Raw genomic sequence first — 23,215 nt, 5'->3', positions numbered from 1 at the left:
GCCTGGGAGAGCGTCGCTTTACCGAGCGCGGCCGGGCCTGTTGAGGCGTTGGAGGGAGCAGTGTCTGAAGTTCAAGGCGCAAGGGGCGATTGTTCGATCGGCGCCGGCTTCCCGCCGAGGATTTTTGCGGTCAGATAAGTCCGTGCGGGCCGCTCGATCGTCTCATAGGTGAGATGCGCAAAGCCTATCACCACGACCACCGTGCCGATGATCCATGGCAGTGGATGCGCGACGAGATCGAAACCGGCTCTGGCAGCCATCCCGTAGCAGACGAAGGTCGAAATGCCGATGATGAGGACATGGTCGAGATAGAGCGAATAAGACCGCTCGCCGAGCCAGACGATCGGCCGCGCCGACAGAAGGCGACCGATCAGTCCGCGGTCGTCGCAGGTGGTGAGGACCAGACCCGCCAGCAAGGGAATGACCAGCACATCGTTGGTGGGGGCGCACATCGTCACGATCGCGCCAAGCAGCAGCATTATCTGCATGACCGTCAGGGTCCTGTCGGGAATGGCATCGACTGCGGCGCGCCAGCGAAACAGCAGGCAGCCGGTCAGAAAACCGGCGACGGCGCGCAGCGGCGATCCCGTCATGAAGATGTCCAGCGAGCCGGTCGTCGTGGCGATAACGCCATAATAGGCGAGGACGATGGCGAGCATTGCCAGGCAGGCGGCGCGCCCTTTGGCACCGGTCGTCAGCGGAAAGATCAGATAGGCAGCCAGCTCCGCGCTGATCGACCATGTCGGCAGGTTCCAGGCGTCGGGAACGACGATCCAGGCGTTCAATAGCAGCGTCTGGACGGCGAGCATCGGCATGGCCTCCGCGACCAGATCGCTCGGGTGCCCCAAAGCAGCGCGCAACGCGGAAAAGCCGACCAGCGCGGCGAGCATGACGAGGTGCAGCGGATACAGCCGGATGAGCCGTCGTAGCAGAAAGATGCGCACGGCCCGACCGTCGAACCTGCGCGCGCTATCGGCGCGGTTGACGTAGGAGATGATGAAGCCGCTCAGAATGAAAAAGAGATCGACCATCAGATAGCAGCGCCGTAGGAAAGGCTGTTCAACCGGGCTGGCCAGCGCACCTGCAAAGTGATGGAAATGAAAGATCACCACCAGCAGAGCGGCGATGCCGCGCAGGCCGGTATGAGATTGGATTTCGCGCATCGGCTCTTCAGTGCCTAAGGCTGGATGGTAATACAATATTGCGGGTGGTGGTTGCCGCCCCGTGCCGCCGTCTGCCGGGGGCAGGGATGAGCCGGATTTTTTGGATGGTGCATGGAACAGCCGATGAGTGACTGGACGGCGGGACGAGGCCTCGTGCTGACGGGCCTTGCCGCCATGGTCGGGCTCGGGGGAGCGTTCGCGCTCGCGTTGCTGATCACGGGCGGTCAGGCGCAGGCTTCTGGCGTGCCGCCGACCTATGTCGGCATGAACTTGACGTCCCCAGCCTATTATCTCGAGAATCGCAGCTTCACCAATCTAGCCGTCTACGGCGTGCTGACGATGCAGGTCGGCAAGGCGCAGGGCGGTCCCATTCCGGTCGATCGCATCGGACCCAGCGGTTGGCCGAACCGGATACAGGGCGAAGAGCGTTCTCACATGGTGATGCTCACCCCTGCGGATGCCCGGGTCGGCTCGCTATTCCGCTGCACCTGGAAGGGGGGAGGGCAACTCCAGCCCGAAGGTGCGGTCAAGATTACCGCCGCACTGCCGAATCAGGTCGATTTCACTTTGACCTTTCCGGGACGCATGGCGGCCCCTCCGGGGCAGAAGCCGGCGATGATCGGCATCGCGATGTGGGATATTCGCCCCGACAATCCGATGAGCGACGTCGATTGCCGGGAACAAGCGCGGCCTCGTGACCAGGTCTTCGATCCGGCATTCGTCAAGTCGCTGGCGCCCTATCGCGTCGTCCGGTTCATGGATTGGATGAACGCGAACAACAAGGTGATCCAGGATTTCTCGCACGAGACCATGCCCCAGCGGCCACGCGCGCCTTATAATCTGACCCCGCTTGCGAGCATGATGCTCTTGGTCCAGCAGACGCGGATCGATCCCTGGTTCGCCATGCCCTATGACGCGAGCGACGACTTCATCCGCCGCTATGCGCAGATGGTTCATGATCGCCTGCCGGCCGGGCGGACGGTCTATGTCGAACTGGGCAACGAGGCCTGGCACCCGGGCGCGTTCGCCGGTCGTCAGGCGCAGGCAGAGGGACTGGCGGCGGGGCTGACCAAGCAGCCCTGGGAGGCGCTGTTCCTCCAATATGCGGTCCGTTCGAAGAATATGCTCGATATCTGGACCAGCGTCTTCGCCGACCGGCCAAAGGCGCTCGTGCGGGTGGTCTCGAGCAACTCGATCGACCCTTGGGTCAGCGACCGCATCCTTGGTTATCGCGGGCTGGCTTCCTCGGTCGATGCGTTGGCGATAGCACCCTATTTTGGCGCGCGTGTGTATCCGGCCAACCGCGACGATCCGAAGCCCGCTGATGCCGATGAGGCCTTCGCCAAGATCGACCAGACGATCGACTGGGTTCTCGGTTTCGCTCGCAAGCAAAAGGACGTTGCCAACAAATATGGCAAGCGCCTCATCTCCTACGAGGCCGGTCAGCACGTCGTCATCACCTGGGATTTTCCGCTGACGCTCCAGCTGAACCACGATCGCAGAATGGGCGAAGCCTATACGAAGTATCTGAACGGCTGGGCTCGTGAGACCGGCGACGTTATCGTCCTGTTCAACCAGACCGGCGGCGGCTTCGGCCTTGATGACTATGACGGGCAACCGCTCGCGGAAGCGCCCAAGAAGCGTGCGGTGATGGACTTCATCGCAGCGCATCCGCCGGGAGGGAAATGACGAACGAGGCGTCGTCTGATCTGGCACGTCCGATCGCCGGAAATCGCTTTGCGACGCTGTCCTTCGGAATCGTCGCCGCTCTCGCTCTCGGGATAGGTCTGTTCGCCGCCAACATCGGCGGTGAGTTCCCGATCAACGACGATTGGGCCTATGTGCTGCCTGTGCGCTGGTTGGCGCATGATGGCGTGCTGCGTTTCACCAACTGGCAATATATGACCCTCGTTGGGCAAACTGTCGCCGGCGCGGCATGGGCATCGATCTTCGGTTCCTCCTTCACGTCGCTGAGATGGCTGACCGTCCTGGTCGGTTATTGCGGTCTGATGGCTTATTTCCGGATCCTGTGCGCGCTTTTGGGACACGCCGGCTGGGCGGCGCTGACAGCCTTGGCGCTGGCGTTCAGTCCGCTGTTCCTGCCGAATCTAACATCTTTCATGACCGACATCTGGTGCTGGTCGTTGATGGCGGGTTCGCTGCTGGCGCTGCTGCAGGGGCTCGAGAGTGGTCGCCGGTGGATGTTCGCTATCGGCTGGACGCTGGCGGTATGTGCGCTGCTCGTTCGCCAGACCGCGATCGCGATTCCCTTCGGATTCCTGATCGCCGACTGCGCCCGGAACGGTGTGAGTGGGCGGATCGTCGCACGTGGCCTCATCCCGCTCGCGGCGATGGCCGCGATCCTGGGCGGGTATCAGCATCTCGTTGCTGATCATATCGGCCTGCCGATAATGTACCGCGAGCCCACGGATCAGTTGAAAGCGGTGTTCCTCGATCTCGCCCATTTTCACCTGGGCGCGCTGCGGCCGATCGTCCGCGGCCTCGGGATGGGCGGACTATATCTCGGCTTCTTCGCGATTCCGATCAGCCTGGGGCTTCTCGCGACGCGGCCCACATGGTGGATGGGCGTGGGACTCGTGGCCGCTTTGTTGTTCGGAATCGCGGTTCTTGCCGGTACCCCGATCGCGTCAGCTGGCAACATCATCGAGCCGTGGGGCATAGGCCCGCGCACGCTGATCGGCACGGGACCTGCCGCCTTCGCGCTTCGATGGCCGGACGGGGCGGGTTGGTGGATCGTGACTTTCCTTTCCTGCGTCTCGTCGGCGGTGATTGCTCGGGCCGCTGTCGAATTTCTGCGGTTTGAGGGAGTTACGCTGCGGTCGCGCGCGCGCTTGCGTTGGCGTGAGGCAGGGCTGCTGATGGTTGCAGGGATCAGCTATGCGCCGCTGATCATTATCTATGGTCCGTGGCTCGATCGCCATGTCCTCGTGCCAGGATCGTTTCTCATTGCGGCGCTGCTCTCGTCAGCCTTGCCGCGGCCAGTGCCGCCCATCCCCCGGATCTTTCCGCTGCTGGTGGGCATTGTCATGCTGGCGGGCACATCGCTGCTCCATGATTATTTCGCCTGGCAGCGCGCGCGCTGGTCGGGTGCCGCACAACTCGGTGCAGCACCGTCCCTTATCGAAGCAGGCTTCGAATATGACGCGCTGGCCCGTCATGCGACGGTGCCGGTCGATCCGATGCCGACCGAACCGAGACGCTGGCGGCGTGCGGATGCTCCTTGCCAGTTGCGGGAGGCCAACGCCGCCAATCCGGACAATAGCGTGAGTGTTCGAATCGATAGTTGGCTTCCGCTCGGCGCGCCGTTTATCGTAGGTCGTTGCGGCAGTCTGCCTCAAAGATGACGCCAAGTTCCTGATATTTGGAATTGGTGTTGATTGGCGATGGCGTCGCGCTGCTAATCACGCCATCGTGCGTGCGCTGAACTTGGGAGACGCCGTGAAGCGATTGCTGGTGAATAGTCAGCTCGGTAATATGCTGCACGGCTTGCGGGACAGACTCGTGTTGCATCGGGGCGTAGGTTCTTCGCTGGAATCGCTCGGCAACATGGCCAACGACGCACTGGCAAGGTTCGTGCTGATTCGTTTCTGCTCGGGTCGCGGAGCCATGATAGATGTCGGCGCGCATATCGGATCGGTGATCAACGGCGTGCGGCGCCTCAGTTTGCCCACCAGAATCATCGCTATTGAAGCAGTGCCCGATAAGGCGGATCATTTGCGCCGGCGTTTCCCCGAGGTCGAGGTTCATCATTGTGCCGCCGGCGACAGGGACGGGGAGGCTGTGTTTTTCGTAAACCTCCATGCCTCGGGCTTGTCGTCATTGGATTCATGCGCCGCTCGGAATGGCGCGGCCGTGCAGCAGATCAGTGTGCCGATCCGTCGCCTCGACGGACTGCTCGACCCGGGCGTGCCGGTGGACCTGATCAAGGTTGATGTCGAAGGCGCCGAACTGGCGGCGTTGCGTGGCGCCGAGGCGATCATCGCGTCGCATCGACCGCTGATCATGTTCGAGAGTGGGGCGATCGAGATGGCCGACTTAATCCGAGAGGGGTTGTGGGGGTGGTTCGATGAGCGCGGATACAAGATCCTTGTCCCGAACCGCCTTGCGCATTTCGATGATGGGCTGGGCTTGGAGGGCTTTCTGGAGGCACACGCCTATCCGTGCCGAACTACAAATTATTTCGCTTTACCCCGAGAGAGAGCGGTAGAGATTCGCGACCGTGTGCGTGTCGTGCTTGGACTTAGCTAAGCCGGACTCTCTCCCTATGGGATCGTTCCACCCTGGTGCGTTGCCACAAGTCCGTCGTCGTACAGCCCAGCCTCCGTGCTTCGCGTCTCTAGCGGCAACGCTCGACCACAAGCGTCCCTTGGGCGCGTGTGAAGGGAACGGCATCGCTCAGGAAGCCCTTCGCCTCTATGATTCGATTTGCACGAGCGGTTTCCAAGGGGAAGGCATCGTTAAACGCCTAGCGCAGGGAACGAAGCTGTTGGTGGCCTTAGCCAGTGTAAAGGCTAGCTCGATTTCACGCTGGGAACGCACTGAACAAGCCCTTCATTCCCGGCGTTGATTTTGGGGACCGGACCCGTCTGACCAGGCGGGCACCGCACGGCAGATCGGAAATCCGCTTGCGTTTCGGTAGCGGTGCTCGTGCGGGCAAGGCTTGAATTGTGGTGCGGAATTTCTGTTAAATATATATAAAGGCGTGATTTTTTTGGTGCGCGTCGCCAGTCGGCAGAGCGATCGGTCGCGCAACCTAGCTGGTGCCAGCAAGTAACTGAAATTATTGCATTTTATAATTTTATTTGCTGGGGGTATCGATGGGGGTATGGTGATTTCAACCTGAGTAAAAGTCAAGATTTTACAGTAGTTTAGTCCGTGTTTTCGGTTGCTGCCGGGCCCACCAGCTTTCCCTGCCAGGACGTCCCAAGCCTGGTCGAGGACGGGCTGCCGATCATCAGGCGGGGTTGCCGAACTCCTGCAGGATTCGCGCGCATTCCATCACCTGGGCTTTCGTGCAGTTGGGAAGCCGCGCTTCGAGCAACGCGCCGAGCGCGTCGGCGAGGCGGGCCTGAACGCTTTCGCCCAGGGCCGTCAATGTCAGCACGACACTGCGCCGGTCCCCTTCGCGGGACTGGCTTTCGATCAGGCCGGCACGGTGGAGCGCGTTGAGTTCCGAGGTAACCAGCGGCCGGCCGATCCGCAGGAATTTCGCGATCTCGTTGGGCGACATCGGCGTACGGCCGATCATGCCGACGATCCACGCGCCGCGGACGCCAAGCGCGAAGTCGCGGGCGATGCCCTTGGTCACCCCGCCGAGCTGATCGCGCGCTGCGACGAGCGCCGAGAAGAACAGGCCGATCTCGTCGGGCGTGTAGCGACCTGCCGATATCCGTTCGATCGGCGTATCCGTTGCAGCATCGTCGCGGGGCATCGCTTGGTCAACTCGATTGGGGTGGCCGATGAACGCATATTTGGTCCAACTTCCCTGCTAGTTCAATTTTCGAACCAGCTCGACCATAAAATTGCAGCATCGCAGGTGCGTGCCGTTCAGGGATCATATATGCCGTGCCCGCCTTGCCGAGCCCGGCAGAAATTGAGACCGCCATTTGCGACAAGGGGAGCGGCGTGACCGACGGTGGTCCGATTGCAAGCGACGGGAAGAAGGCACGGCGGCCGCGGCGGAGCACCGAGGAGATCGTCGGCCGCATCATCGCGGCGGCGACCGAGGAGTTCGAGGCCAGCGGCTATGCCGGCGCCACCACCGCGTCGATCGCCCGCAAGGCCGGGGTGGCCGAACCGCTGATCTTCACCAACTTCGGGTCGAAATCGAAGCTGTTCCACGCGTCGATCTTCACCCCGCTGAACGAGCATCTGATCGACTTTTTCGAGCGCTATCATGAGAGCGCGAAGGATTCCCCCGATTTCCGGTACAGGATGCGCCGCGTCTATATCGAGGAGCTTCGCGATTTCATCGAACGGCATTCGCGGAAGTTCGTGTCGCTGTTCTTTGCCCAGACCTATGGCGATGCCGGCAACCGGCTCGACGATATCGCCGGCATCCAGGATTATCTGAAGGCGGCATCCTCGCTCGAGATGCGGAGCGCCAGCGGCACCCCGAAGGTCGATCCAAGGCTCCTGTCCGGGATATCCTTCGCCGCGATCTTTTCGTGCGTCATCTTCCGCGAGTGGATCTTCCCGCAAGGCACCGCGGACAAGGATGCGGTCTATTCGGCGCTGATCGATTTCGTGATCGATGGTCTCAACGCCAACAAGGCCTGAGAACGGCGCTTTCGCCGGATGATGCGAGCGGCCGGGAGCGGTTGCGAATCCCTGTAAAATAGTGAACACTATTTATAAGGAGCCGGCCGCTTCGGCATGGCCGAGGATGCTACGCACATCGCCGGCATCCAGGCGCCCATGCGACGACGCAGGATATATGTCCGGCGCCAAGACATAATGTTCAGGGAGTGATGCGATGAAAATGGACGACATGGTGATCATCAGCGTCGATGATCATATCTGCGAACCGCCGACCTTGTTCGACAATCATCTGTCAGGCGAGGCGCTCGCCACCGCGCCCAAGTTCCGGACCGACGATCGCGGCCGCAACTATTGGGAATATCAGGGCGCCAAGAAGCCCTCGGTCGGGCTCAACGCCGTCGTCGGCCGGCCGTTCGAGGAATATGGCATGGAGCCGACCTCGATCGATCAGCTGCGCCCCGGCTGCTACGACGTCCATGCGCGGATCGACGACATGGACGTCAACGGCATCGCCGCCTCGCTCAATTTCGGCAACTCGATCTGCTTCGACGGCCAGACCTTCCACAAGGCGCCCGACAAGCGGCTCGCGGTCGCGCATATCGCCGGCTTCAACGACTGGCAGATCGACGAATGGTGCGCAGCCTATCCGGGGCGCTTCATCCCCTGCTGCATCCTGCCGACCTGGGACATGCAGGCGACGGTCGCGGAGCTCAAGCGGATCGCCGCCAAGGGCTGCACCGCGGTGTCGATCAACGAGAACCCGACCGTCCAGGGGCTGCCCAGCATCCACAATGATTATTGGACGCCGTTCTGGAAGGCGATCGCCGACACCGACATGACGATCTGCCTGCATATCGGCAGCGGCAATCCGGCACCCCATGCCTCGCTCGAGACCCCGATCGAGGCGTGGATCTCGACGATGCCGCTGTCGATCGCGCAAGGGGCAGCCGACTGGCTGCAGCTCAAGGCACTGCACGACTATCCCGCGATGCGGATCGCGCTGTCGGAGGGGAGCATCGGCTGGGTCCCCTATTTCCTCGAGCGCGCCGATTTCTCGAACTGGCGCCACAAGGCGTGGACCCATTCGATCTTCCAGGACACCAAGCCGAGCGAGATCTTCAAGCGCCATTTCCTCAACTGCTTCATCGACGATCGCTTCGGGCTGAAGAATCTCGACGATATCGGCGAGGACAATGTCGCCTATGAATGCGATTATCCGCATTCGGACACGCTGTGGCCCGAGGTGCCCGAATATCTCTGGCAGTCGGTCAAGCATCTGACCGATCTGCAGATCGACAAGGTGACCCATCTCAACGGGATGCGCTTCTTCCGCTTCGATCCATTCGCGCACCATGCGAAGCAGGATCTGACGGTGGCCGCGCTGCGCGCCAAGGCGAAGGCGCGCGGGATCGACACCAGCCCGCGCTCGTCGGACGGCGCCCGGCCGCACGACGAAACCGCCGTCCGCCCGGTCACCTCGGGCGATGTCATGACGATGTTTCAGCGCCAGGCCGAGGAACTCGCCTGACGTCATCGGGCGCAGCCTTCGGGCTGCGTCCCTGGTGTTGCTAGGCTGATGTCAGATCAGGCCGCCGGCGGTCAGTGCCGCCAGTTCCTCGGCCGAAAAACCCGCGGCGCCCAGCACCGCGTCATTGTCCTCGCCGACCTTGTGCGGTGCAGCGGTCGTGGTCGCAGTTTGGCTGCCATCGGGCGCGGTCAGCCGGATCGGGGTGGCCGGCACCGGGATGCCGGCCGATTCCACCACCGAACCGCGTGCGACGACATGCGGATCGTCGAGCAACTGGGTCGCATGGTTGGCGATCGTCACCGCAGCGCCGGCCGGGGCGAGTTGGGCGACCCATTCCGCCGCCGGGCGGGTCCGGAATTGCGCTTCGAGCGCGCCGGCGGTCGCCGCGGCGACGTCGGGCTGGTGAAGATTGGGCTTGAGTTCGGGAAGGTCGAGGCCATCGCACAATGCCGTCCAGGTCCGCGGCTCGGCGCAGGCGACCGCGACGAACCTGCCGTCGGCGCAGGCATAGAGGCGACGATCGGGGGTCGCGGGCAGGATCAGCGGATTGTCCGACAGCGGATTATAGCCGCAGGTCAGCAGCCAGCCTGCGGATTCGGACAGGCTGATGTCGATGAAGGCGCCTTCGCCCGAGGCCTGCCGGGCGATCAGCGCGGCTTGGATCGCGATCACCGCCGACAGCGCCCCGGCCTGGAGCGCGAGCGGAAGCCCCGGCTGCCAGGGCTGCTCGGCCGACAGCGCTCCCAGCAGACCCGAATGCGCGACATAGGACAGGTCGTGGCCGGCATGCTCGGCATAGGGACCGGTCTGGCCGAAGCCGGTGATCGCGCACCAGATGATCCCCGGGTTGGCGGCGCGGGCCTGCGCATAGCCGAAGCCGCGCGCTTCCATCGCCCCCGGCTTGGCATTCTCGACGACGATGTCGATGGTCGTCGCGAGCCGCTGCAATATCGCGTTCGATGCGGGATTGCGCTGGTCGAGGCTGATCGATCGCTTGCCGCGGCTGAGCGCGACCTGACCGATCACCAGGCTGGGCTTGCCCTTTTGTGACGGGCTGTCGACGCGGACGACGTCGGCCCCCAGATCGGCGAGCATGACGGTGCACGCGCCGCCTGGCGGAAAGGCGGTGAAATCGAGCACCCGGAGCCCGGCGAGCGGCTTCAGCGACATGGAAGCAGGTCCTTTCGATGATCCGCGGTCAGACCGCGAAGCTGTAGCCGCCGTTGACCGGGTAGGTCTGGCCGGTGATCCAGCTCGTTGCCTCGGAGCACAGGAAGGCGACCATCGCCGCGACGTCGTCGGGACGGCCGTAACGGCGGATCGTGTAGCGCGCGAGTTGCGCCTTGGACTGGTCGCTGGCGAGGAAACGCGCGGCATCCTCGCTGTTCATCGGCGGTTCGAGTGTCGACAGCGACACCGCGTTGCAGGTGATCCCGAAGCGCCCGGCCTCCTTGGCGATCGATCGCACGAAGCCCGCGGCGCCGGCCTTGGCGGCGGCATAGGCGGCCATGCGGGCCTCGCCGACGCGGCCCGAATCCGAGACGATCGTGACGATCCGGCCGCGCTTCAGCCCGGCCATTTCGGGCAGCGCGGCATGGCAGCAGTTCATCACGCCCTGCAGGTTGGTCCGGAAATAGCGGTCCCATTCCGACGGCGCGGTTTCCCAGAACAGCGGTGATAAGCCCATCGTCGCATCGGGTCCGGCATTGCCGGCGTTGTTGACCAGGATCGTAATCGGTCCGAGCGCGGCCCGCGCGGTGGCGAACGCCGTCGCGACTGATCCATGATCGCCGACATCGGCCTGGACCGGAACCGCGCGCACCCCCAGCGCCTCAATCTCGGCCGCGACCGCCTCCGCACGCGAAAGGACGAAATCGTTGACCGCGACCCCGCCGGCATTGTGCCGGGCCAGCATCAGCGCGATCGCGCGCCCCGCCCCCTGGCCGGCGCCGGTGACGAAGGCATATTGCCCATCCAGATCGAGCAAATTTCCTGCGGTCATGCGCCTCTCCCTCGGTCGATGCTGTCGGCGGGCCGGCGCCGGGCGTTCCGGTCTGACTGGCTCGCAGATCGTTTAAATAGTGAACGCTATTTATAAATCGATCGACCTGCTTTGCAACAGGTGGGGAGGGCGCAATGGCGCTTTCGCATCCGCCCGGGCGATCTCTGATCGCACAGTAGTGTCGGCGCGTCTATTCGGTGTTGGCGGCGGCCTTGCCGAGATCATGCCGCCAGACGCGCTTGTGCCAGATGTCGCGGATATGGCGCGCGGCCATCGCGCCGAGTTCGACATCGCCCTCGTAGATCGCGCTCAGTTCCATCAGCTTGGCGTCGCGCCAGGCGCGCACGAACTCGAAATGTTCGGGGGTGTCGTTGGTGTTCGGCCGCGGCGGGAAGCCGCGGATCGAATAGGCCGTGTTGATGTTGAAGATCAGCTCGATATAGCCGCAATTGGCGATGCGGAATATCGCGACCCGGCTTTCTACCTCGCAGGCGCGGACATCTTCGAAGGTGGCGTGCGGCTTGATCGCCCTGACGCGCTTGCGAAAGGCGTCGGCCATCTCGCGCGCTTCCGCGGTGCGCACCGCCGCCGCCTTGCGCAGCACCTCGATCCACAGCGCCGACGCCACCAGGGTGACGTCCTCGCCATCGAGGTTCAGCGTCTCCAGATAGGCGCTGACGGTGTTCTCGATCGTCCGGGCATTGGGCCGGGTCCCGAAATATCCGCCGTTGATGCCGCGCCGGACCATCAGCAGCCCCTCGCGCTCGAGCAGGCGGGCAACCTGCCGGACCGTGCTGCGCGAGACGTTGAGCTTGGCGAGCAGCGAGTCCTCGCTGCCGATCAGCGCGCCTTCCTCGGCTTCCATCACGATCGTGCGGAGCTGGGCGGCTGCGGCGTCGAGCGGACGGGTGCTTGGGGGTTTGGCCATGGCGGGCATGAAGCACAGCCCGATATTCGGCGTCTACCGGTAAAAGTGCACTCTGAAGCGGGGCGAGGCGGTGTGGAGGGACTGCCCCGCCCGCAACCGGCGTCAGACTTTCTTGCTCACCCCGAGCTTGATCACGCGGCCCTATAGCGGCTCGGCGTCCGATCGGGCCGGCAATCGGCTATCATATTCCTCGACGGTGAACGCCGGATTGTCGTGCGATGCGAAGAGCGCCGCTCCGCTGGCGCGGATCTGGTCGACCAGCCCGCTGCCGGGAATGGCCGCCATCGCTCGCTCATAATCCGCGCGCGAGTGCCACCAGATCTCCATGATCACGTCGAAATCGGGTTCGGCGACCGCACCCGTCAGCGGATTGCGCTCGGGCCGGACGTAGCGCCGGACGAAGCGGGCGGCATCGGCGAACAGGATCGCGCCGAATTTCGCATGCCCGTTCTCGTAGCGATCGATGAACGCCTCCATCGTCAGATCCGGATGGCGCTTCATCATGCTGACCTGCTTGATCATGGGGCTATCCCGCTACTGTCGGGCGCGACGACATAGTGCAGCTCGACGCCGACCGCCTCGCCGTTCGGACCCATCGGCGAGTCATGTTCGACCATCGAGCAGACCGGATTGTCGTGCGATGCGAACAGCCGGAGCTCGTCCTCCCTGATCGCGGGCAGGCGATCGGGATCACCGATGAGCCGTTGCGAATTCTCGAAATCCGCGCGGCTGTTCCACCAGATCTCCATGATGCAATCGAAGCCCGGATCGATCACCTGCCCGGTGACGGGGTTCTTCTCCGGGGTCAGATATCGACGAAGATAGCGCACCGCATGGGGGATCGACGGCGATCGCCCCATCCGCCTGGAAAGCTGCGAGTGGCGGTTCTCATAATAGTCCATGAACTCGTCCATGGTCAGCGCCGGATTCTTCCGGAAGAAGCAGATCTGCTTGAACATGTCCCTCGTCCTTCCTCGAAGAGGCTGCGGACCCGCGACAGCACGGCCGCCGGTCAGTCGGGCTTCTTCGGCAAGCGGAGCTCGGCGGTGCCGGTCGCCATCGTCACGCCCTTCTGGTTCGCCATCAGGTGCCGGACATGGACGAGGTGATGGCCTGCCGCGTCGATCGTCTTGTCGACGATCTCAGCGGTCTGGATCGTGACGTCGCCCGACAGTGCCGGACCCCGGAAATTGGCGACCGAATGGGCGACCATGCCGTGCTCGCCGGCCCATCCCGACAGATAGTCGACCACCCAGGCACCCATCGCGCCGCCATAGCCATAAGCGCGCGGCATCCCGATCTTGCGGGCATATTTGGGGAAGAGATGCCCCCGCGACGGGCCATAATAGGCGCCGTCGGTAATCTCCGGGTTGAGCAGCAGCATGTCGGGATCATTTTCGCAGCCGGCCATTTCGGGGGTGAAGCCGAGCGCGATCATGTCGATCTTGCGCACCTGCACCGCGCCCCAGGTGTTGATGATCCAGGCGCGCCATTCGGTCGCGAAACTCGCCACCGAATGCGGCCCGAACACGCGCTCGGGCAGCTGGTCGCCGACGTTGATATCGTCCCACCAGCGTTCCTTGTGGCCGAGTTGGCGAAGCATCCGGATCCAGCCGAGCTTGCGCTCCTCGAGCGCCTCGATCTCGTCGTCGCTCCATTCGGGTTCGTCGAATTCGGCGGCGTTGACATTGGCGCCGCCGGCCGCGGCATCATAGCGGATGGCGGTCGATCGCTGCTTGGCGAGCAGCTGGCCGTGCTGGTTGGTGTAGAAATTGTCGCCGCGCTGGAAACAGGTCGGCCCGGCGAGCTTCGTCTCCTTGACGACATAGTCATAGGGAATGCGCTCGTTATGGACCCAGTCGCCCGCGGCGATGCGGCGATCCTCGAACCACCATTCCTCGCCGCCGAACAGCAGATGCGAATTGGGGATGCCGCCGACGCAGGCCGGGGAGGTGCCCATGCCGTCGTCCATCGCGCAGGCGAAGCTCTGCGGTCCGACGATCTTCCGCCAGCGGCTCTCCTCCGCGAAGGTCGGGTCGTAATGGACCAGATTGGGGTAGTGCATCGCATGCGCCCAGCGGCGGATATCGTTGTTCGCGATCGGCTCGCGCAGGCGCGACGAGGTGATCGGCTTGCCGAGATATTGGTCGATATCGGAACAGTCGAGAATCCGGACAGTCATGGAAGCTCCTGAAGGATGGTGACGTGTGTCGCCGCGCAAGCGCCGGGGAAGCGCGGTTGCCGGCCGTGAAGAGCGAAGATGGGCATAGGGCGATCCTCTGTCCGTCGGCGGCTTCCATCTCGTGGGAAGCGTCCCCCGTCTTGCTGACAGCGTGTCGATCGGCGGATATGTTGTCCAATGTCGAAATTGGCGAAGGCTATGCAAACTGGTTATGGATCTGTCGATCGCCAAACTGCGCCAGCTCATCCTGGTCGCGCGCTGCGGCAGCTTCTCGCGCGCCGCGATCGAACTCGCCATCAGCCAGCCCGCGCTGAGCCGCAGCATCGCCACGATCGAGCAACGCTATGGCTTCCAGATCTTCAACCGGCTGGGGCACGGCGTCGAACTGACGCTGGCCGGTGCGCAGGTGGTCGAACAGGCGATCCCGGTGCTGCAGCGGCTGCAGGTGCTCGACAGCAACCTCAAGCTGTTCGGCGCGGCCAAGGCCGGGATATTGACGCTCGGCTTCGCGCCGTTGCTCGCCAGCGAGCTGCTATCGCGATTTGCCGAGGAATTCTTCGCCTCGGACACCCGCGCGCAGCTGCGGACCATGGTCCGCGCCGGCCCGGCGCTGCTCGATGAGCTGCAGAACGGTGCGATCGAGATGTTCTTCTGTCCCGACGGGCAGATCCAGCCGATGCCCGATATCGATCTGGAGCCGGTCGGTACGATCCGGCCGGTCTGCGTGGTGCGCCACAACCATCCGCTGGCCGGGTGCGATGGGCTGACGCTCAGCGATCTCGCCGATTTCCCTTGGGCCAGCAGCATCGATCCGCCGATTCCCGAAGAACTGCTCAGTGAGGCACGCTTCGTCTGCGACAATTATCATATCCTGCGCGACACCGTGCTGCGGTGCGACCTCATCTGCATATGTTCGGCGCAGTTCGTGGCGCGCGAACTGGCGAGCGGCGCGCTGTGCGAGATCCAGGTCGGCGACCTCGCGCTCGATGAGACGATCATCTACCGGGTGAAGCTGCTCGGACGGATCAGTTCGCCGCTCGCCGCGCAGGCGCAGGAGCGTATGCGCCGATATCTTGCTGGAACCGTTTGATCGCCCGTCAGGCGCCGATCTTCAGGATGCGTTTGCGGCGCTGCGCCGGCGAGTTGGGCGCATAGCCGACCTCGTCGTCGGCCTGTGCCCAATTGTGGACCGGCCCATTGGGCAGGCGCTCCAGGCCGATCCTCGCGACATCTTCGGGCGCGGCCCAGCGCTCGGGCAGCGGCAGGCCCTTTTCGGCGAGGCGCGCGCGATAGGCCGGGGTGTCGGTCTGGCCGAGCACCAGCGTCAGCACATCGACGTCGCGCGACCGCAGCTCGCCCCACAGCGCCTCGGCGAAGCACAGCATGAACGCCTTGCTCGCGGTATAGGCGGCGATCCCGCGCAACCCGCCATAGCAGGCGCCCGAATTGACCAGGAGGAGTCCGCCCTTGCCGCGTTCGCGCATCGGCGCGGCGAAATGATGGACGCAGCGCATCATCGTCATGACGTTGAGGTTGACCAGCTTGACCCAGTCCTCGACCCCTCGGTTGAGGAATTGCGATCCGATCGTATCGGCGCCGGCATTGCCGACGAACAGGCCGACCTTGCGGTCGCCGACCGCGGCCACCACGTGCTCGACGGCATCGGCCGCGGCAAGGTCGACGGTCGCGACGACGCATTCGACGCCGGTCTCGGCCCGGATGGAGTCGGCGAGCGCGGCAAGCGGTTCGGCCCGCCGCGCGATCAGGATCGGCGGCACCCCTTGGGCGGCGATCTGCCGGGCGAAGGCGGCGCCGGTGCCCTCGGATGCGCCCGTCACCACCGCCCATGGGCCATATCGTTCGGCAAAATCCATATACGTCTCCTTGCCGATGTCCGCCGGGCATATTCGAAAGCATATATTGATTGGCGATTATATGGTTGTCTATGTGCCATTTTATCGCAATTAAGGCATCTAATAAGCGAGGGGATCGGCATGACCGGCATAGGCAGCAGCGAACGGCCCGACTGGCCGACGGCGGTGATCGTCGGCGCGGGAGGACTGGGCATGGCGGTGGCGCGCCGCCTGGGGCTGTCGCACCGGCTGATTGTGGCCGATCGCGACGCCGATCATGTCGAGCGAAAATGCGCGGGGCTGCGCGGCGATGGCTATGATGCGCAGGCGATCGCCTGCGACGTCACGCGACGCGACGACATCGCCCGTCTGGCCGCCGAGGCTTCGGTCCGCAGCGATGTGAGGGCGCTGGCGAACGTCGCCGGTCTGTCGCCTGCCGCGCAGGATTTTCGCGCGATCATGGCGGTCAATCTGGTCGGCGCCAGTGGCATCGCCGATGCCTTTGTCGATGTGCTCGCCCCCGGCGGCGCGGCGGTCTTCATATCGTCCTCGGCGGCGCATATGCAGGCGGTGCCCGATGAGCTGCTGCCCCTGCTCGACGATCCGCTGCGCGCCGATCTCATCGACAGGCTCGTGGCGGTGCTGGGGGCGGGGGCCGATGCCAATCGGGCCTATGCGCTGTCGAAGGCGGCCCTCAACCGGATGTGCCGGCGTGAAGCGGTCGGCTGGGGGCGGCGCGGCCTGCGGATCGTCTCACTGTCGCCGGGGCTGATCGCGACGCCGCAGGGTGCCGAATCCTACAAGCATTCGGCAGGCAAGGTCAGGCTTTTCGAAGCGGTACCGATGGGACGCGAATGCTCGATGCTCGAAATCGCCGGGGTGGCGGCATTTCTCGTATCGGATCAGGCGTCCTATATCACCGGCACCGATATATTGGTCGACGGCGGGCTGATCGCCGCGGTGGGACGACAGTGATTTCGAGGCGGATAGACTATCGGCCGGCTCGGAAATCACGGCAAACAAGGACCATTTAGCGTGTGTTCTGATCAATCTCATCAGGGCACATTCTGGGCGCATAGCCCGGTAAGGGAGGATGATCGTGGAACAGGATAGGCGGCGGGTGGCGGTGGTCACCGGGGCCAGTTCGGGGATCGGCAAGGCGCTGGCCCGGGACCTTGTGGCACAAGGTTGGCGGGTCATCGGCACCGGGCGCGACGCCGGCCGCATGGCCGCGGCGCAGGCCGAGATCGGCGGTCTGACATCGGTGGGCAGCATCGAGATGCTCCACGCCGATCTGTCGCTGATCGCCGACGCCCGCCGGCTGGCCGGCGAGATCGCCGCACGGACCGACCGGATCGACCTGCTCGTCAACAATGCCGGCGGGATGACCGATGCGCTGACCATGACCCCCGAGGGGCTCGAGGCGAATTTCGCCGGCAACCATCTCGGCGCCTTCGAACTGACCCGATCGCTTCTGCCGGTGCTGCGGGCCACGGCGTCCTTGCCGGGCGCGTCGGTGCGGATCCTCAACACCTCGTCCGATGCGAGCGAGATGATCCCCGGCATCGACCTCGACGACCTGCAGAATCTCGCTCGGTTCAGCCCGGGCATGGCCTATTGCACCGGCAAGCTGGCGAATGTCCTGTTCGCCCGCGCGCTGGCGGAGCGGCTGGCGGGCGATGGCATCGTCGCGCATGCAGTCCATCCCGGCCCCGTCGACACCAATTTCTACAGCTATGCGCCGGCCGATACCCGCGAACGGACCCGCGATCTCGCCAAGCTCACCGATGCCGAGGGCGCCGACACGCTGTTGTGGCTGGCGACCGACGATGAAGGCGGCCGGCACAGCGGCAGCTATTGGTACCAGCGCCAGCGCCGCCGGCCCAATCCGGTCGCCGAGGATCCGGCGATCGTCGACGGCTTCTGGGAGGCGAGCGAAAAGCTGGTGGCGTCCGCGTCGATATAATACGGCCTTCGGCGCGCTTGGGCTGTCAGCCTTTGGCGAAGGCCCGGCGTAGCGCGTCGAGTTTGGCGGCGGTGTACCATATCGCGACCGGGGTGTCGGCGGCGAACCCGTCGAACCCGTGAAAGGCGCCGGGCACGACGATGAGTTCGGTCGGCACCCCGGCGTCGATCAGCCGGCGCGCATAGTCGATATTCTCGCCGACCAGCATGTCGATCGAGCCGACGCCGATGAAGGCCGGCGGCAGCTCCTTCAGATCTTTGTGGCGCATCGGCACCGCGCGGGCGGGCACCTTGTCGGTGCCGGGCTCCTCGCCGAGGAACGCGCGCCACGGGCTGCCATTGCCGCCCCCGCCGATGGCGATCGCGCCGATCGGCTTGGGCGGGATGATGGTGGTGCCGGTGCGGTCGTCGAGCGCGGCATAGTTGAGCGCCTGGAACAGGATCGGCACCTCGCCGCGTTCGCGGGCGGTGAAGGCGAGCAGCGTCGCATGGGTGCCGCCGGCGCTCTCGCCCATCACCGCGATGCGGTTCGGATCGGCGCCCAATTCGGCGGCATGGCCATGAAGCCAGCGCAGCGCCGCATAATTGTCCTCGATGCTGCCGGCGAAGGTCGTCGTCGGCGCCAGCCGATATTCGACCGAGACGACGACGCAGTCGAGCTTCGCGGCGACATCCTGCAGCGGGATGGCCGAATGTTTGGCGCTGCCGGCGACGAACCCGCCGCCATGCATGTGCAGGATCGCGGGCCGTGCCGTGCCGGGGCGGGCGTTGATCACATAGACGGTGACCGGCGGCCCATTGTCGGTGGCCGGCACCGTCTGCATCGCGATGGCCGGCGAACTGCGCGGGGCGTGGCTCATCGCCTTCTTGATGACGTCCATCGCCTGGCCGTCGAGGACCTGCCGTGCCACCGGCCTGAGATCGGGGTGGACATACCAGAGCTCATCCCGATGCATGCCCGCATCGGCCTGTGCGTGCGCCTGGGCTGGAATGAGGGTAGTAATCGCCGAGGCGGCCAGTCCCGTCGTCAGCGTGCGCCGCGTGATATCGTCCATCCGCCCTCTCCTCCGGCGCGATCGGAAGATTTCCCGTCGTGCCCTTCTCTTACGGTCTGCTTCCGGGTCTCACCGATCGATGGACCGCATTATTGTGCACTATAATGTCTACATAATGGAAATCTTGCGAGTCCAAAATAGATAAAGGGATCTGTTTTGATGCGAGAGCGTCAGCGGATTTATCCATATCTTGCACCTCCAAAATCATCGCACCCACCCTGTCTTTGGGCTACGGACCGCTCATGCAGAACAAGGCGCTATTGAAGGATCTGGCGGAATGCGGGTCCCCGGACACGCTGCTCGCCGCGATACTGAAACATCATCCCGACCTGCGCGCGCCGGTAGACGTCGAACAGGTCGCGCAGAGCGTGGGGATCGTTGAATGTCGCGATCTCGTTGAGGAAGGCTTCACCAGCGCGGTGATGGCCGAGGCGGGCAAGGCAAAGCCTGTCCTTCTATGCGCGAAAGGCCTGTCCGCGCAGCGGCGGCGCTTTGCGCTGGCGCATGCGCTGGGGCATTTCCTGATGAAAGGCCATCAAGGCGACCGGCGCTGTACGGCGCGGGCCCTGGGCGAGAAGCGGACCGACACGCCCCATCGCAAGGAAGAGATGCAGGCGAACCGCTTTGCAGCCGGCCTGCTGATGCCGAAACCCTGGTTCGTCGCGCTGGTCGAGCAACTCGGCAAGCCGACGGTCGCGCATCTGCCGACGATCGCCGCGACCTATGACGTCAGCCTCGAAGCCGCGGCAAGCCGCTATGCCGATCTGGCGCAGGGCATGGTCGCGTTCGTCTTCGTCAAGGACGGCATCGTCCATTATACGAGGCCATCGCGATCCTTTCCGTCGATCGCGATCGGATCGGGCGGCCCGGCGCCGGCCGCGGTGCTCTCGGCCGGGCCGGAGGATCGCATCGCCTGGAGTCCGGCGGAGGTTCGGGACTGGCTGGCATTGCCGCGCGATGCCCGCCCGCCCAAACTGACGATGCAGATCTTGAGCAAGCAGAACGGGTTCCGGCTCGTGATGCTCTCCATCAACGCGTCGGCCGAACGGCGTGCCGACGAGGAAGCCGAAAAAATGGCGACCGAAAGTCCGAAATTCGGGCGCCCGCGAAGCCGGTGACGGCGTCGCCGGATTTGGCCGATTTGCGGCGGACCGACTCCGGCCCATCTGGTCAGCCGCATCCCGTCCGGGATAGAGGGCGACTATGCCCGGACCGTCCTTCGACCTCGAACTGATCCACCCGATGCCGCTCGCCGGCGTCGACGAAGCGGGGCGCGGCCCGCTTGCCGGGCCGGTCGTCGCGGCGGCGGTGATCCTCGACCGCGATTGCGTGCCGGCGGGGATCAACGATTCGAAGAAATTGAGCACCGAGGCGCGGGCACGCATCTGTGCCGAGATCCGGGCGTGCGCGCAGGTCGGGGTCGGGATCGCGACGGTCGAGGAGATCGAGGAGATCAACATCCTGTGGGCGTCGATGCTGGCGATGGAGCGCGCGGTAGCGGCGCTGGGCATCGTGCCGGAGATGATCCTGGTCGATGGCAATCGCTGTCCCAAATGGCATCATAGGTCGCTGGCGGTGGTGAGCGGCGACGCCTTGTGCCTGTCGATCGCGGCGGCCTCGATCATCGCCAAGGAAGAACGCGACCGGATGATGGCCGATTATGACGCGCATCATCCGGGATATGGCTGGTCCGCCAACAAAGGCTATGGGACGCCCCAGCATATGGAAGCGTTGAAACGGCTCGGTCCATCGCCGCTTCATCGCCGCAGCTTCGCACCGGTCGCGCAGTTGTTGCTGTTCCCGGCCTGATCCGGATCAGCTTCCCATCATGTCGCGCGCATAGGCGGCGCAGCCGCGGCGGAAATCCCAGCTGTCATTGGGGCAGTCGCCGATCGTGACGATCCGGCGCAGCATGGCCCAGCGATAGCCGAGATCGCGTTCCGAACAGCCGTCGCACGCTGCGTCCTGGGCGGGCAATGCCATTCCACTGGCCAGGGTGAGGCCCGGACCCGCATCCGAATCGGGGGATCGCGAATAGGTCTGTGTGGCGCGATAGCCGTAGCGGTCGGTTTCCATCCCGTGGACCGTGCTGGTGCCGAGCGCGAAACCCGCGCCGATCGAACCGGCGGCCCATAGAAAGGGCGCGATATAGCGGTGGAACAGCATCTCGTTCATCGGCGGCGTCCGTCTCCGTCCACCCCCCCCCCGGCGTGCAGAACGAGGACCGCGACTGCGCGTTCCGCTCGAATCGCCATCGCAACATTTCGAAAATTCGGGCGATGTCGGCAGACCACAAGCGGTGGAGTCCGGCATGCGCGTCAGAACGCTATATGGCGTGGCGGACTCATTTCGGGCGCTCCGTTCGCCAAGCCGGTGCTTTTCGCGATAAGTGATTGTTGTTGACCGCGGACTTGGGAGGACTCAAGAAACTTATCCACAGGCAGGGGAGGACAGGCATGGATGTCCTGAGCAAGATTCGAACGGCGAACGCGCGCCGCGCCGCCCGCCAGGCAAAGGCCGTCGATCAGGCGCCGCTGCCGCTCAACGCAATATTGCGCGGCGACTGCATCGCGCACATGGCGGCGCTCCCCGACAAGTGCGTCGACATGATCTTCGCCGATCCGCCCTATAATCTGCAGCTCGGCGGCGACCTGTTCCGGCCCGACGGCAGCCAGGTCGACGCGGTCGACGACGACTGGGACAAGTTCGACACTTTCGCCGCCTATGACCGCTTCACCCGCGCCTGGCTCAGGGAGGCGCACCGCATCCTCAAGGACGACGGCACGATCTGGGTGATCGGCAGCTATCACAACATCTTCCGCGTCGGCACCGCGCTGCAGGACCAGGGCTTCTGGATCCTCAACGACATCGTCTGGCGCAAGTCGAACCCGATGCCCAACTTCAAGGGCACCCGCTTCACCAACGCGCATGAAACGATGATCTGGTGCTCGAAGGCCGAGAAGGCGAAATACACCTTCAACTATCGCACGATGAAGGCGCTCAACGACGATATCCAGATGCGCTCGGACTGGTCGCTGCCGATCTGTTCGGGTGGCGAGCGGCTCAAGGATGACGATGGCCACAAGGCGCATCCGACCCAGAAGCCCGAGGCTTTGCTCTACCGGGTGATGCTCGCCTGCACCGAGCCGGGCGATCTCGTCCTCGATCCCTTCTTCGGCACCGGCACCACCGGTGCGGTGGCACGCCGCCTGCGCCGCCGCTGGATCGGGATCGAGCGCGAGGAGAATTATATCAAGGTCGCCACCCGGCGGATCGCCGCGACGCTGCCGCTCGACGAGAGCGCGATGCTGTCGATCCCCGAGAAGCGCTCGACCCCGCGGGTCGCCTTCGGCCTGCTGGTCGAGACCGGATTGATCGCGCCCGGCACGCTGCTGACCGACATCAAACGTCGCTTCCACGCCGAGGTTCGCGCCGACGGCCTGCTCGCGATCGACGGCAAGGCCGGATCGATCCACGGCATGGGGGCGCTGATGCAAGGCGCGCCGTCATGCAATGGCTGGAGCTTCTGGCATCTCGATACGCCCGGCGGGCTCGTCGCCATCGACACGATACGGCAGCGGCATCTGGAGGGGCTCGGGGCGTAAAGCGCCCCTTATTTCGATATTGATCAATATTGCAGGACCGCTGCGGGTCAGTCGATCTGGCCCAATCCTTCGCAGCTCAGGTCGAAGGCGGTGAGACCGGCGTCGAGATAGCCGGCCAGCATCGGCATCTCGAGCAACTCGCTCATCGGGTCGTTGACCTCGTTGGCGGCCTCGAGCGCCTCGTCCCATTCGCTGGCATCGAAGGTGCCGCGGCCGACCATCGCCAGCGCCAGCACCTCGGCGATCTCGTCGTCGGCAAGGTCTTCGAGCAGCGCCTCGATCTCGGCCTCGACCGCCTCATTGGCTTCGTCCTCGAGCACCGCATATTCGTCGTCCGAGTCGGTGGGATCCTCCTCGTCGTCATTCTCGATCGCGGGGACCTGCGCCTCCATCTCGCGCGCCCGGATGATCAACCGGCAAATCGTTTCGAGCGAAACCGTCAGTTCCATCGCGGCAATCCTCTTCCCCAAAAGCGGCCTCTTCCCCATCAATCCGGCGGACCGGCCCTAGGCCGGCCCGCTTACGGATTCGGGACGCAAACCTGCGGCGCGGGCTCGGGTTCCGTCTTGTCTGGAAATGCGCCTTCGGCGCATGCGGCACCAGCCCGCTCCCCCGCCCGACCTCCCATTCAGGATATTCTGTGGGAGGTCGG

The 23,215-nt window shown here is 64.4% G+C and carries 23 protein-coding genes; 11 read left to right on the top strand and 12 right to left on the bottom strand.

The window, feature by feature from the left end; translation table 11 throughout:
• Positions 1-71 precede the first annotated feature (71 nt).
• Positions 72-1,163 (bottom strand): acyltransferase family protein, encoded by a 1,092-nt coding sequence (locus AC1RM6_RS28100; protein WP_493107525.1) that lies wholly within the window; start codon positions 1,161-1,163, stop codon positions 72-74.
• Between the two features lie 111 nt (positions 1,164-1,274).
• Between AC1RM6_RS28100 and AC1RM6_RS28095 the strand changes: the two genes are divergently transcribed.
• The 3 genes from AC1RM6_RS28095 to AC1RM6_RS28085 all read left to right on the top strand — a co-directional run bounded on the left by AC1RM6_RS28095 (position 1,275) and on the right by AC1RM6_RS28085 (position 5,432).
• Complete coding sequence (locus tag AC1RM6_RS28095) at positions 1,275-2,852, top strand: hypothetical protein (protein WP_493107523.1); 1,578 nt, start codon at positions 1,275-1,277, stop codon at positions 2,850-2,852.
• Positions 2,849-4,528, top strand: a complete 1,680-nt coding sequence (locus tag AC1RM6_RS28090) for a glycosyltransferase family 39 protein (protein WP_493107521.1) — start codon at positions 2,849-2,851, stop codon at positions 4,526-4,528. Before AC1RM6_RS28095 ends, AC1RM6_RS28090 begins: the two co-directional genes overlap by 4 nt.
• 94 nt (positions 4,529-4,622) lie before the next feature.
• Positions 4,623-5,432 (top strand): FkbM family methyltransferase, encoded by an 810-nt coding sequence (locus AC1RM6_RS28085; protein WP_493107519.1) that lies wholly within the window; start codon positions 4,623-4,625, stop codon positions 5,430-5,432.
• 706 nt (positions 5,433-6,138) lie between these two features.
• Here AC1RM6_RS28085 and AC1RM6_RS28080 read toward each other — a convergent pair.
• The gene (locus AC1RM6_RS28080; protein WP_493107517.1) at positions 6,139-6,615 is read right to left on the bottom strand and encodes a MarR family winged helix-turn-helix transcriptional regulator; all 477 of its coding nucleotides are present in this window, start codon (positions 6,613-6,615) and stop codon (positions 6,139-6,141) included.
• A 194-nt stretch (positions 6,616-6,809) separates the two neighbouring features.
• Here AC1RM6_RS28080 and AC1RM6_RS28075 point away from each other — a divergent pair, with 194 nt between their 5' ends.
• Complete coding sequence (locus AC1RM6_RS28075) at positions 6,810-7,463, top strand: TetR/AcrR family transcriptional regulator (protein ID WP_493107515.1); 654 nt, start codon at positions 6,810-6,812, stop codon at positions 7,461-7,463.
• Between the two features lie 196 nt (positions 7,464-7,659).
• The gene (locus AC1RM6_RS28070) at positions 7,660-8,973 is read left to right on the top strand and encodes an amidohydrolase family protein (protein WP_493107513.1); all 1,314 of its coding nucleotides are present in this window, start codon (positions 7,660-7,662) and stop codon (positions 8,971-8,973) included.
• Positions 8,974-9,024: 51 nt separating this feature from the next.
• Here AC1RM6_RS28070 and AC1RM6_RS28065 read toward each other — a convergent pair whose 3' ends face one another.
• The 6 genes from AC1RM6_RS28065 to AC1RM6_RS28040 form a co-directional block, all read right to left on the bottom strand.
• Positions 9,025-10,143, bottom strand: coding sequence for a CaiB/BaiF CoA transferase family protein (locus tag AC1RM6_RS28065; protein ID WP_493107511.1), 1,119 nt, complete (start codon positions 10,141-10,143; stop codon positions 9,025-9,027).
• A 28-nt stretch (positions 10,144-10,171) separates the two neighbouring features.
• The gene (locus AC1RM6_RS28060) at positions 10,172-10,975 is read right to left on the bottom strand and encodes an SDR family NAD(P)-dependent oxidoreductase (RefSeq protein ID WP_493107509.1); all 804 of its coding nucleotides are present in this window, start codon (positions 10,973-10,975) and stop codon (positions 10,172-10,174) included.
• A gap of 190 nt (positions 10,976-11,165) precedes the next feature.
• A complete protein-coding gene (locus AC1RM6_RS28055; RefSeq protein ID WP_493107507.1) occupies positions 11,166-11,903 on the bottom strand; it encodes a GntR family transcriptional regulator in 738 nt (245 codons plus the stop codon).
• Positions 11,904-12,044: 141 nt separating this feature from the next.
• Positions 12,045-12,425, bottom strand: coding sequence for an EthD domain-containing protein (locus tag AC1RM6_RS28050; RefSeq protein WP_493107505.1), 381 nt, complete (start codon positions 12,423-12,425; stop codon positions 12,045-12,047).
• Positions 12,422-12,862 (bottom strand): EthD domain-containing protein, encoded by a 441-nt coding sequence (locus tag AC1RM6_RS28045; RefSeq protein ID WP_493107503.1) that lies wholly within the window; start codon positions 12,860-12,862, stop codon positions 12,422-12,424. Before AC1RM6_RS28045 ends, AC1RM6_RS28050 begins: the two co-directional genes overlap by 4 nt.
• Before the next feature lie 53 nt (positions 12,863-12,915).
• On the bottom strand, positions 12,916-14,085 hold the full coding sequence (locus tag AC1RM6_RS28040) for an FAS1-like dehydratase domain-containing protein (RefSeq protein WP_493107501.1): 1,170 nt from the start codon (positions 14,083-14,085) through the stop codon (positions 12,916-12,918).
• Positions 14,086-14,296: 211 nt separating this feature from the next.
• Here AC1RM6_RS28040 and AC1RM6_RS28035 point away from each other — a divergent pair, with 211 nt between their 5' ends.
• Positions 14,297-15,175 carry a LysR family transcriptional regulator gene (locus AC1RM6_RS28035; RefSeq protein ID WP_493107499.1) on the top strand — a complete coding sequence of 293 codons (879 nt, stop codon included), beginning with the start codon at positions 14,297-14,299 and terminating at the stop codon, positions 15,173-15,175.
• 7 nt (positions 15,176-15,182) lie between these two features.
• Here the strand turns inward: AC1RM6_RS28035 and AC1RM6_RS28030 are convergent, their stop codons facing one another.
• The gene (locus AC1RM6_RS28030) at positions 15,183-15,959 is read right to left on the bottom strand and encodes an SDR family NAD(P)-dependent oxidoreductase (RefSeq protein WP_493107497.1); all 777 of its coding nucleotides are present in this window, start codon (positions 15,957-15,959) and stop codon (positions 15,183-15,185) included.
• Between the two features lie 120 nt (positions 15,960-16,079).
• Between AC1RM6_RS28030 and AC1RM6_RS28025 the strand changes: the two genes are divergently transcribed.
• Positions 16,080-16,913 carry an SDR family oxidoreductase gene (locus AC1RM6_RS28025; protein WP_493107495.1) on the top strand — a complete coding sequence of 278 codons (834 nt, stop codon included), beginning with the start codon at positions 16,080-16,082 and terminating at the stop codon, positions 16,911-16,913.
• Between the two features lie 118 nt (positions 16,914-17,031).
• Positions 17,032-17,904, top strand: coding sequence for an SDR family NAD(P)-dependent oxidoreductase (locus AC1RM6_RS28020; RefSeq protein ID WP_493107493.1), 873 nt, complete (start codon positions 17,032-17,034; stop codon positions 17,902-17,904).
• Between the two features lie 25 nt (positions 17,905-17,929).
• On the opposite strand, the gene AC1RM6_RS28015 is transcribed toward AC1RM6_RS28020, so the two are convergent.
• Positions 17,930-18,958: an alpha/beta hydrolase gene (locus tag AC1RM6_RS28015; protein WP_493107491.1), complete on the bottom strand. Its 1,029-nt coding sequence runs from the start codon at positions 18,956-18,958 to the stop codon at positions 17,930-17,932.
• A 242-nt stretch (positions 18,959-19,200) separates the two neighbouring features.
• On the opposite strand from AC1RM6_RS28015, the gene AC1RM6_RS28010 reads away from it, so the two are divergent.
• A complete protein-coding gene (locus tag AC1RM6_RS28010; RefSeq protein WP_493107489.1) occupies positions 19,201-20,076 on the top strand; it encodes an ImmA/IrrE family metallo-endopeptidase in 876 nt (291 codons plus the stop codon).
• An 85-nt stretch (positions 20,077-20,161) separates the two neighbouring features.
• Entirely contained in the window at positions 20,162-20,767 is a 606-nt protein-coding gene (rnhB, locus tag AC1RM6_RS28005) for a ribonuclease HII (protein ID WP_493107487.1), read from the top strand.
• 6 nt (positions 20,768-20,773) lie between these two features.
• Here rnhB and AC1RM6_RS28000 read toward each other — a convergent pair whose 3' ends face one another.
• Positions 20,774-21,133 carry a hypothetical protein gene (locus AC1RM6_RS28000; protein ID WP_493107485.1) on the bottom strand — a complete coding sequence of 120 codons (360 nt, stop codon included), beginning with the start codon at positions 21,131-21,133 and terminating at the stop codon, positions 20,774-20,776.
• 281 nt (positions 21,134-21,414) lie between these two features.
• On the opposite strand from AC1RM6_RS28000, the gene AC1RM6_RS27995 reads away from it, so the two are divergent.
• On the top strand, positions 21,415-22,563 hold the full coding sequence (locus AC1RM6_RS27995) for a site-specific DNA-methyltransferase (protein WP_493107483.1): 1,149 nt from the start codon (positions 21,415-21,417) through the stop codon (positions 22,561-22,563).
• A 47-nt stretch (positions 22,564-22,610) separates the two neighbouring features.
• On the opposite strand, the gene AC1RM6_RS27990 is transcribed toward AC1RM6_RS27995, so the two are convergent.
• Complete coding sequence (locus AC1RM6_RS27990) at positions 22,611-23,012, bottom strand: DUF3775 domain-containing protein (RefSeq protein ID WP_493107481.1); 402 nt, start codon at positions 23,010-23,012, stop codon at positions 22,611-22,613.
• Between the last annotated feature and the right edge of the window lie 203 nt (positions 23,013-23,215).

The sequence above is a fragment of the Rhizorhabdus sp. GW822-FHT03C02 genome (assembly GCF_058801765.1).
The sequence above is the reverse complement of the archived record's forward strand: the minus strand, read 5'-3'. Positions and strand labels throughout refer to the sequence as shown.

Bases quoted from the DNA above. Each gene is read 5' to 3' on its own strand.
- AC1RM6_RS28100 (WP_493107525.1), bottom strand. From the start codon at position 1,163: ATGCGCGAAATCCAATCTCATACCGGCCTGCGCGGCATCGCCGCTCTG.
- AC1RM6_RS28095 (WP_493107523.1), top strand. From the start codon at position 1,275: ATGGAACAGCCGATGAGTGACTGGACGGCGGGACGAGGCCTCGTGCTG.
- AC1RM6_RS28090 (WP_493107521.1), top strand. From the start codon at position 2,849: ATGACGAACGAGGCGTCGTCTGATCTGGCACGTCCGATCGCCGGAAAT.
- AC1RM6_RS28080 (WP_493107517.1), bottom strand. From the start codon at position 6,615: ATGCCCCGCGACGATGCTGCAACGGATACGCCGATCGAACGGATATCG.
- AC1RM6_RS28070 (WP_493107513.1), top strand. From the start codon at position 7,660: ATGAAAATGGACGACATGGTGATCATCAGCGTCGATGATCATATCTGC.
- AC1RM6_RS28065 (WP_493107511.1), bottom strand. From the start codon at position 10,143: ATGTCGCTGAAGCCGCTCGCCGGGCTCCGGGTGCTCGATTTCACCGCC.
- AC1RM6_RS28060 (WP_493107509.1), bottom strand. From the start codon at position 10,975: ATGACCGCAGGAAATTTGCTCGATCTGGATGGGCAATATGCCTTCGTC.
- AC1RM6_RS28055 (WP_493107507.1), bottom strand. From the start codon at position 11,903: ATGGCCAAACCCCCAAGCACCCGTCCGCTCGACGCCGCAGCCGCCCAG.
- AC1RM6_RS28050 (WP_493107505.1), bottom strand. From the start codon at position 12,425: ATGATCAAGCAGGTCAGCATGATGAAGCGCCATCCGGATCTGACGATG.
- AC1RM6_RS28045 (WP_493107503.1), bottom strand. From the start codon at position 12,862: ATGTTCAAGCAGATCTGCTTCTTCCGGAAGAATCCGGCGCTGACCATG.
- AC1RM6_RS28040 (WP_493107501.1), bottom strand. From the start codon at position 14,085: ATGACTGTCCGGATTCTCGACTGTTCCGATATCGACCAATATCTCGGC.
- AC1RM6_RS28035 (WP_493107499.1), top strand. From the start codon at position 14,297: ATGGATCTGTCGATCGCCAAACTGCGCCAGCTCATCCTGGTCGCGCGC.
- AC1RM6_RS28030 (WP_493107497.1), bottom strand. From the start codon at position 15,959: ATGGATTTTGCCGAACGATATGGCCCATGGGCGGTGGTGACGGGCGCA.
- AC1RM6_RS28025 (WP_493107495.1), top strand. From the start codon at position 16,080: ATGACCGGCATAGGCAGCAGCGAACGGCCCGACTGGCCGACGGCGGTG.
- AC1RM6_RS28020 (WP_493107493.1), top strand. From the start codon at position 17,032: ATGATCGTGGAACAGGATAGGCGGCGGGTGGCGGTGGTCACCGGGGCC.
- AC1RM6_RS28015 (WP_493107491.1), bottom strand. From the start codon at position 18,958: ATGGACGATATCACGCGGCGCACGCTGACGACGGGACTGGCCGCCTCG.
- AC1RM6_RS28010 (WP_493107489.1), top strand. From the start codon at position 19,201: ATGCAGAACAAGGCGCTATTGAAGGATCTGGCGGAATGCGGGTCCCCG.
- rnhB (WP_493107487.1), top strand. From the start codon at position 20,162: ATGCCCGGACCGTCCTTCGACCTCGAACTGATCCACCCGATGCCGCTC.
- AC1RM6_RS28000 (WP_493107485.1), bottom strand. From the start codon at position 21,133: ATGAACGAGATGCTGTTCCACCGCTATATCGCGCCCTTTCTATGGGCC.
- AC1RM6_RS27995 (WP_493107483.1), top strand. From the start codon at position 21,415: ATGGATGTCCTGAGCAAGATTCGAACGGCGAACGCGCGCCGCGCCGCC.
- AC1RM6_RS27990 (WP_493107481.1), bottom strand. From the start codon at position 23,012: ATGGAACTGACGGTTTCGCTCGAAACGATTTGCCGGTTGATCATCCGG.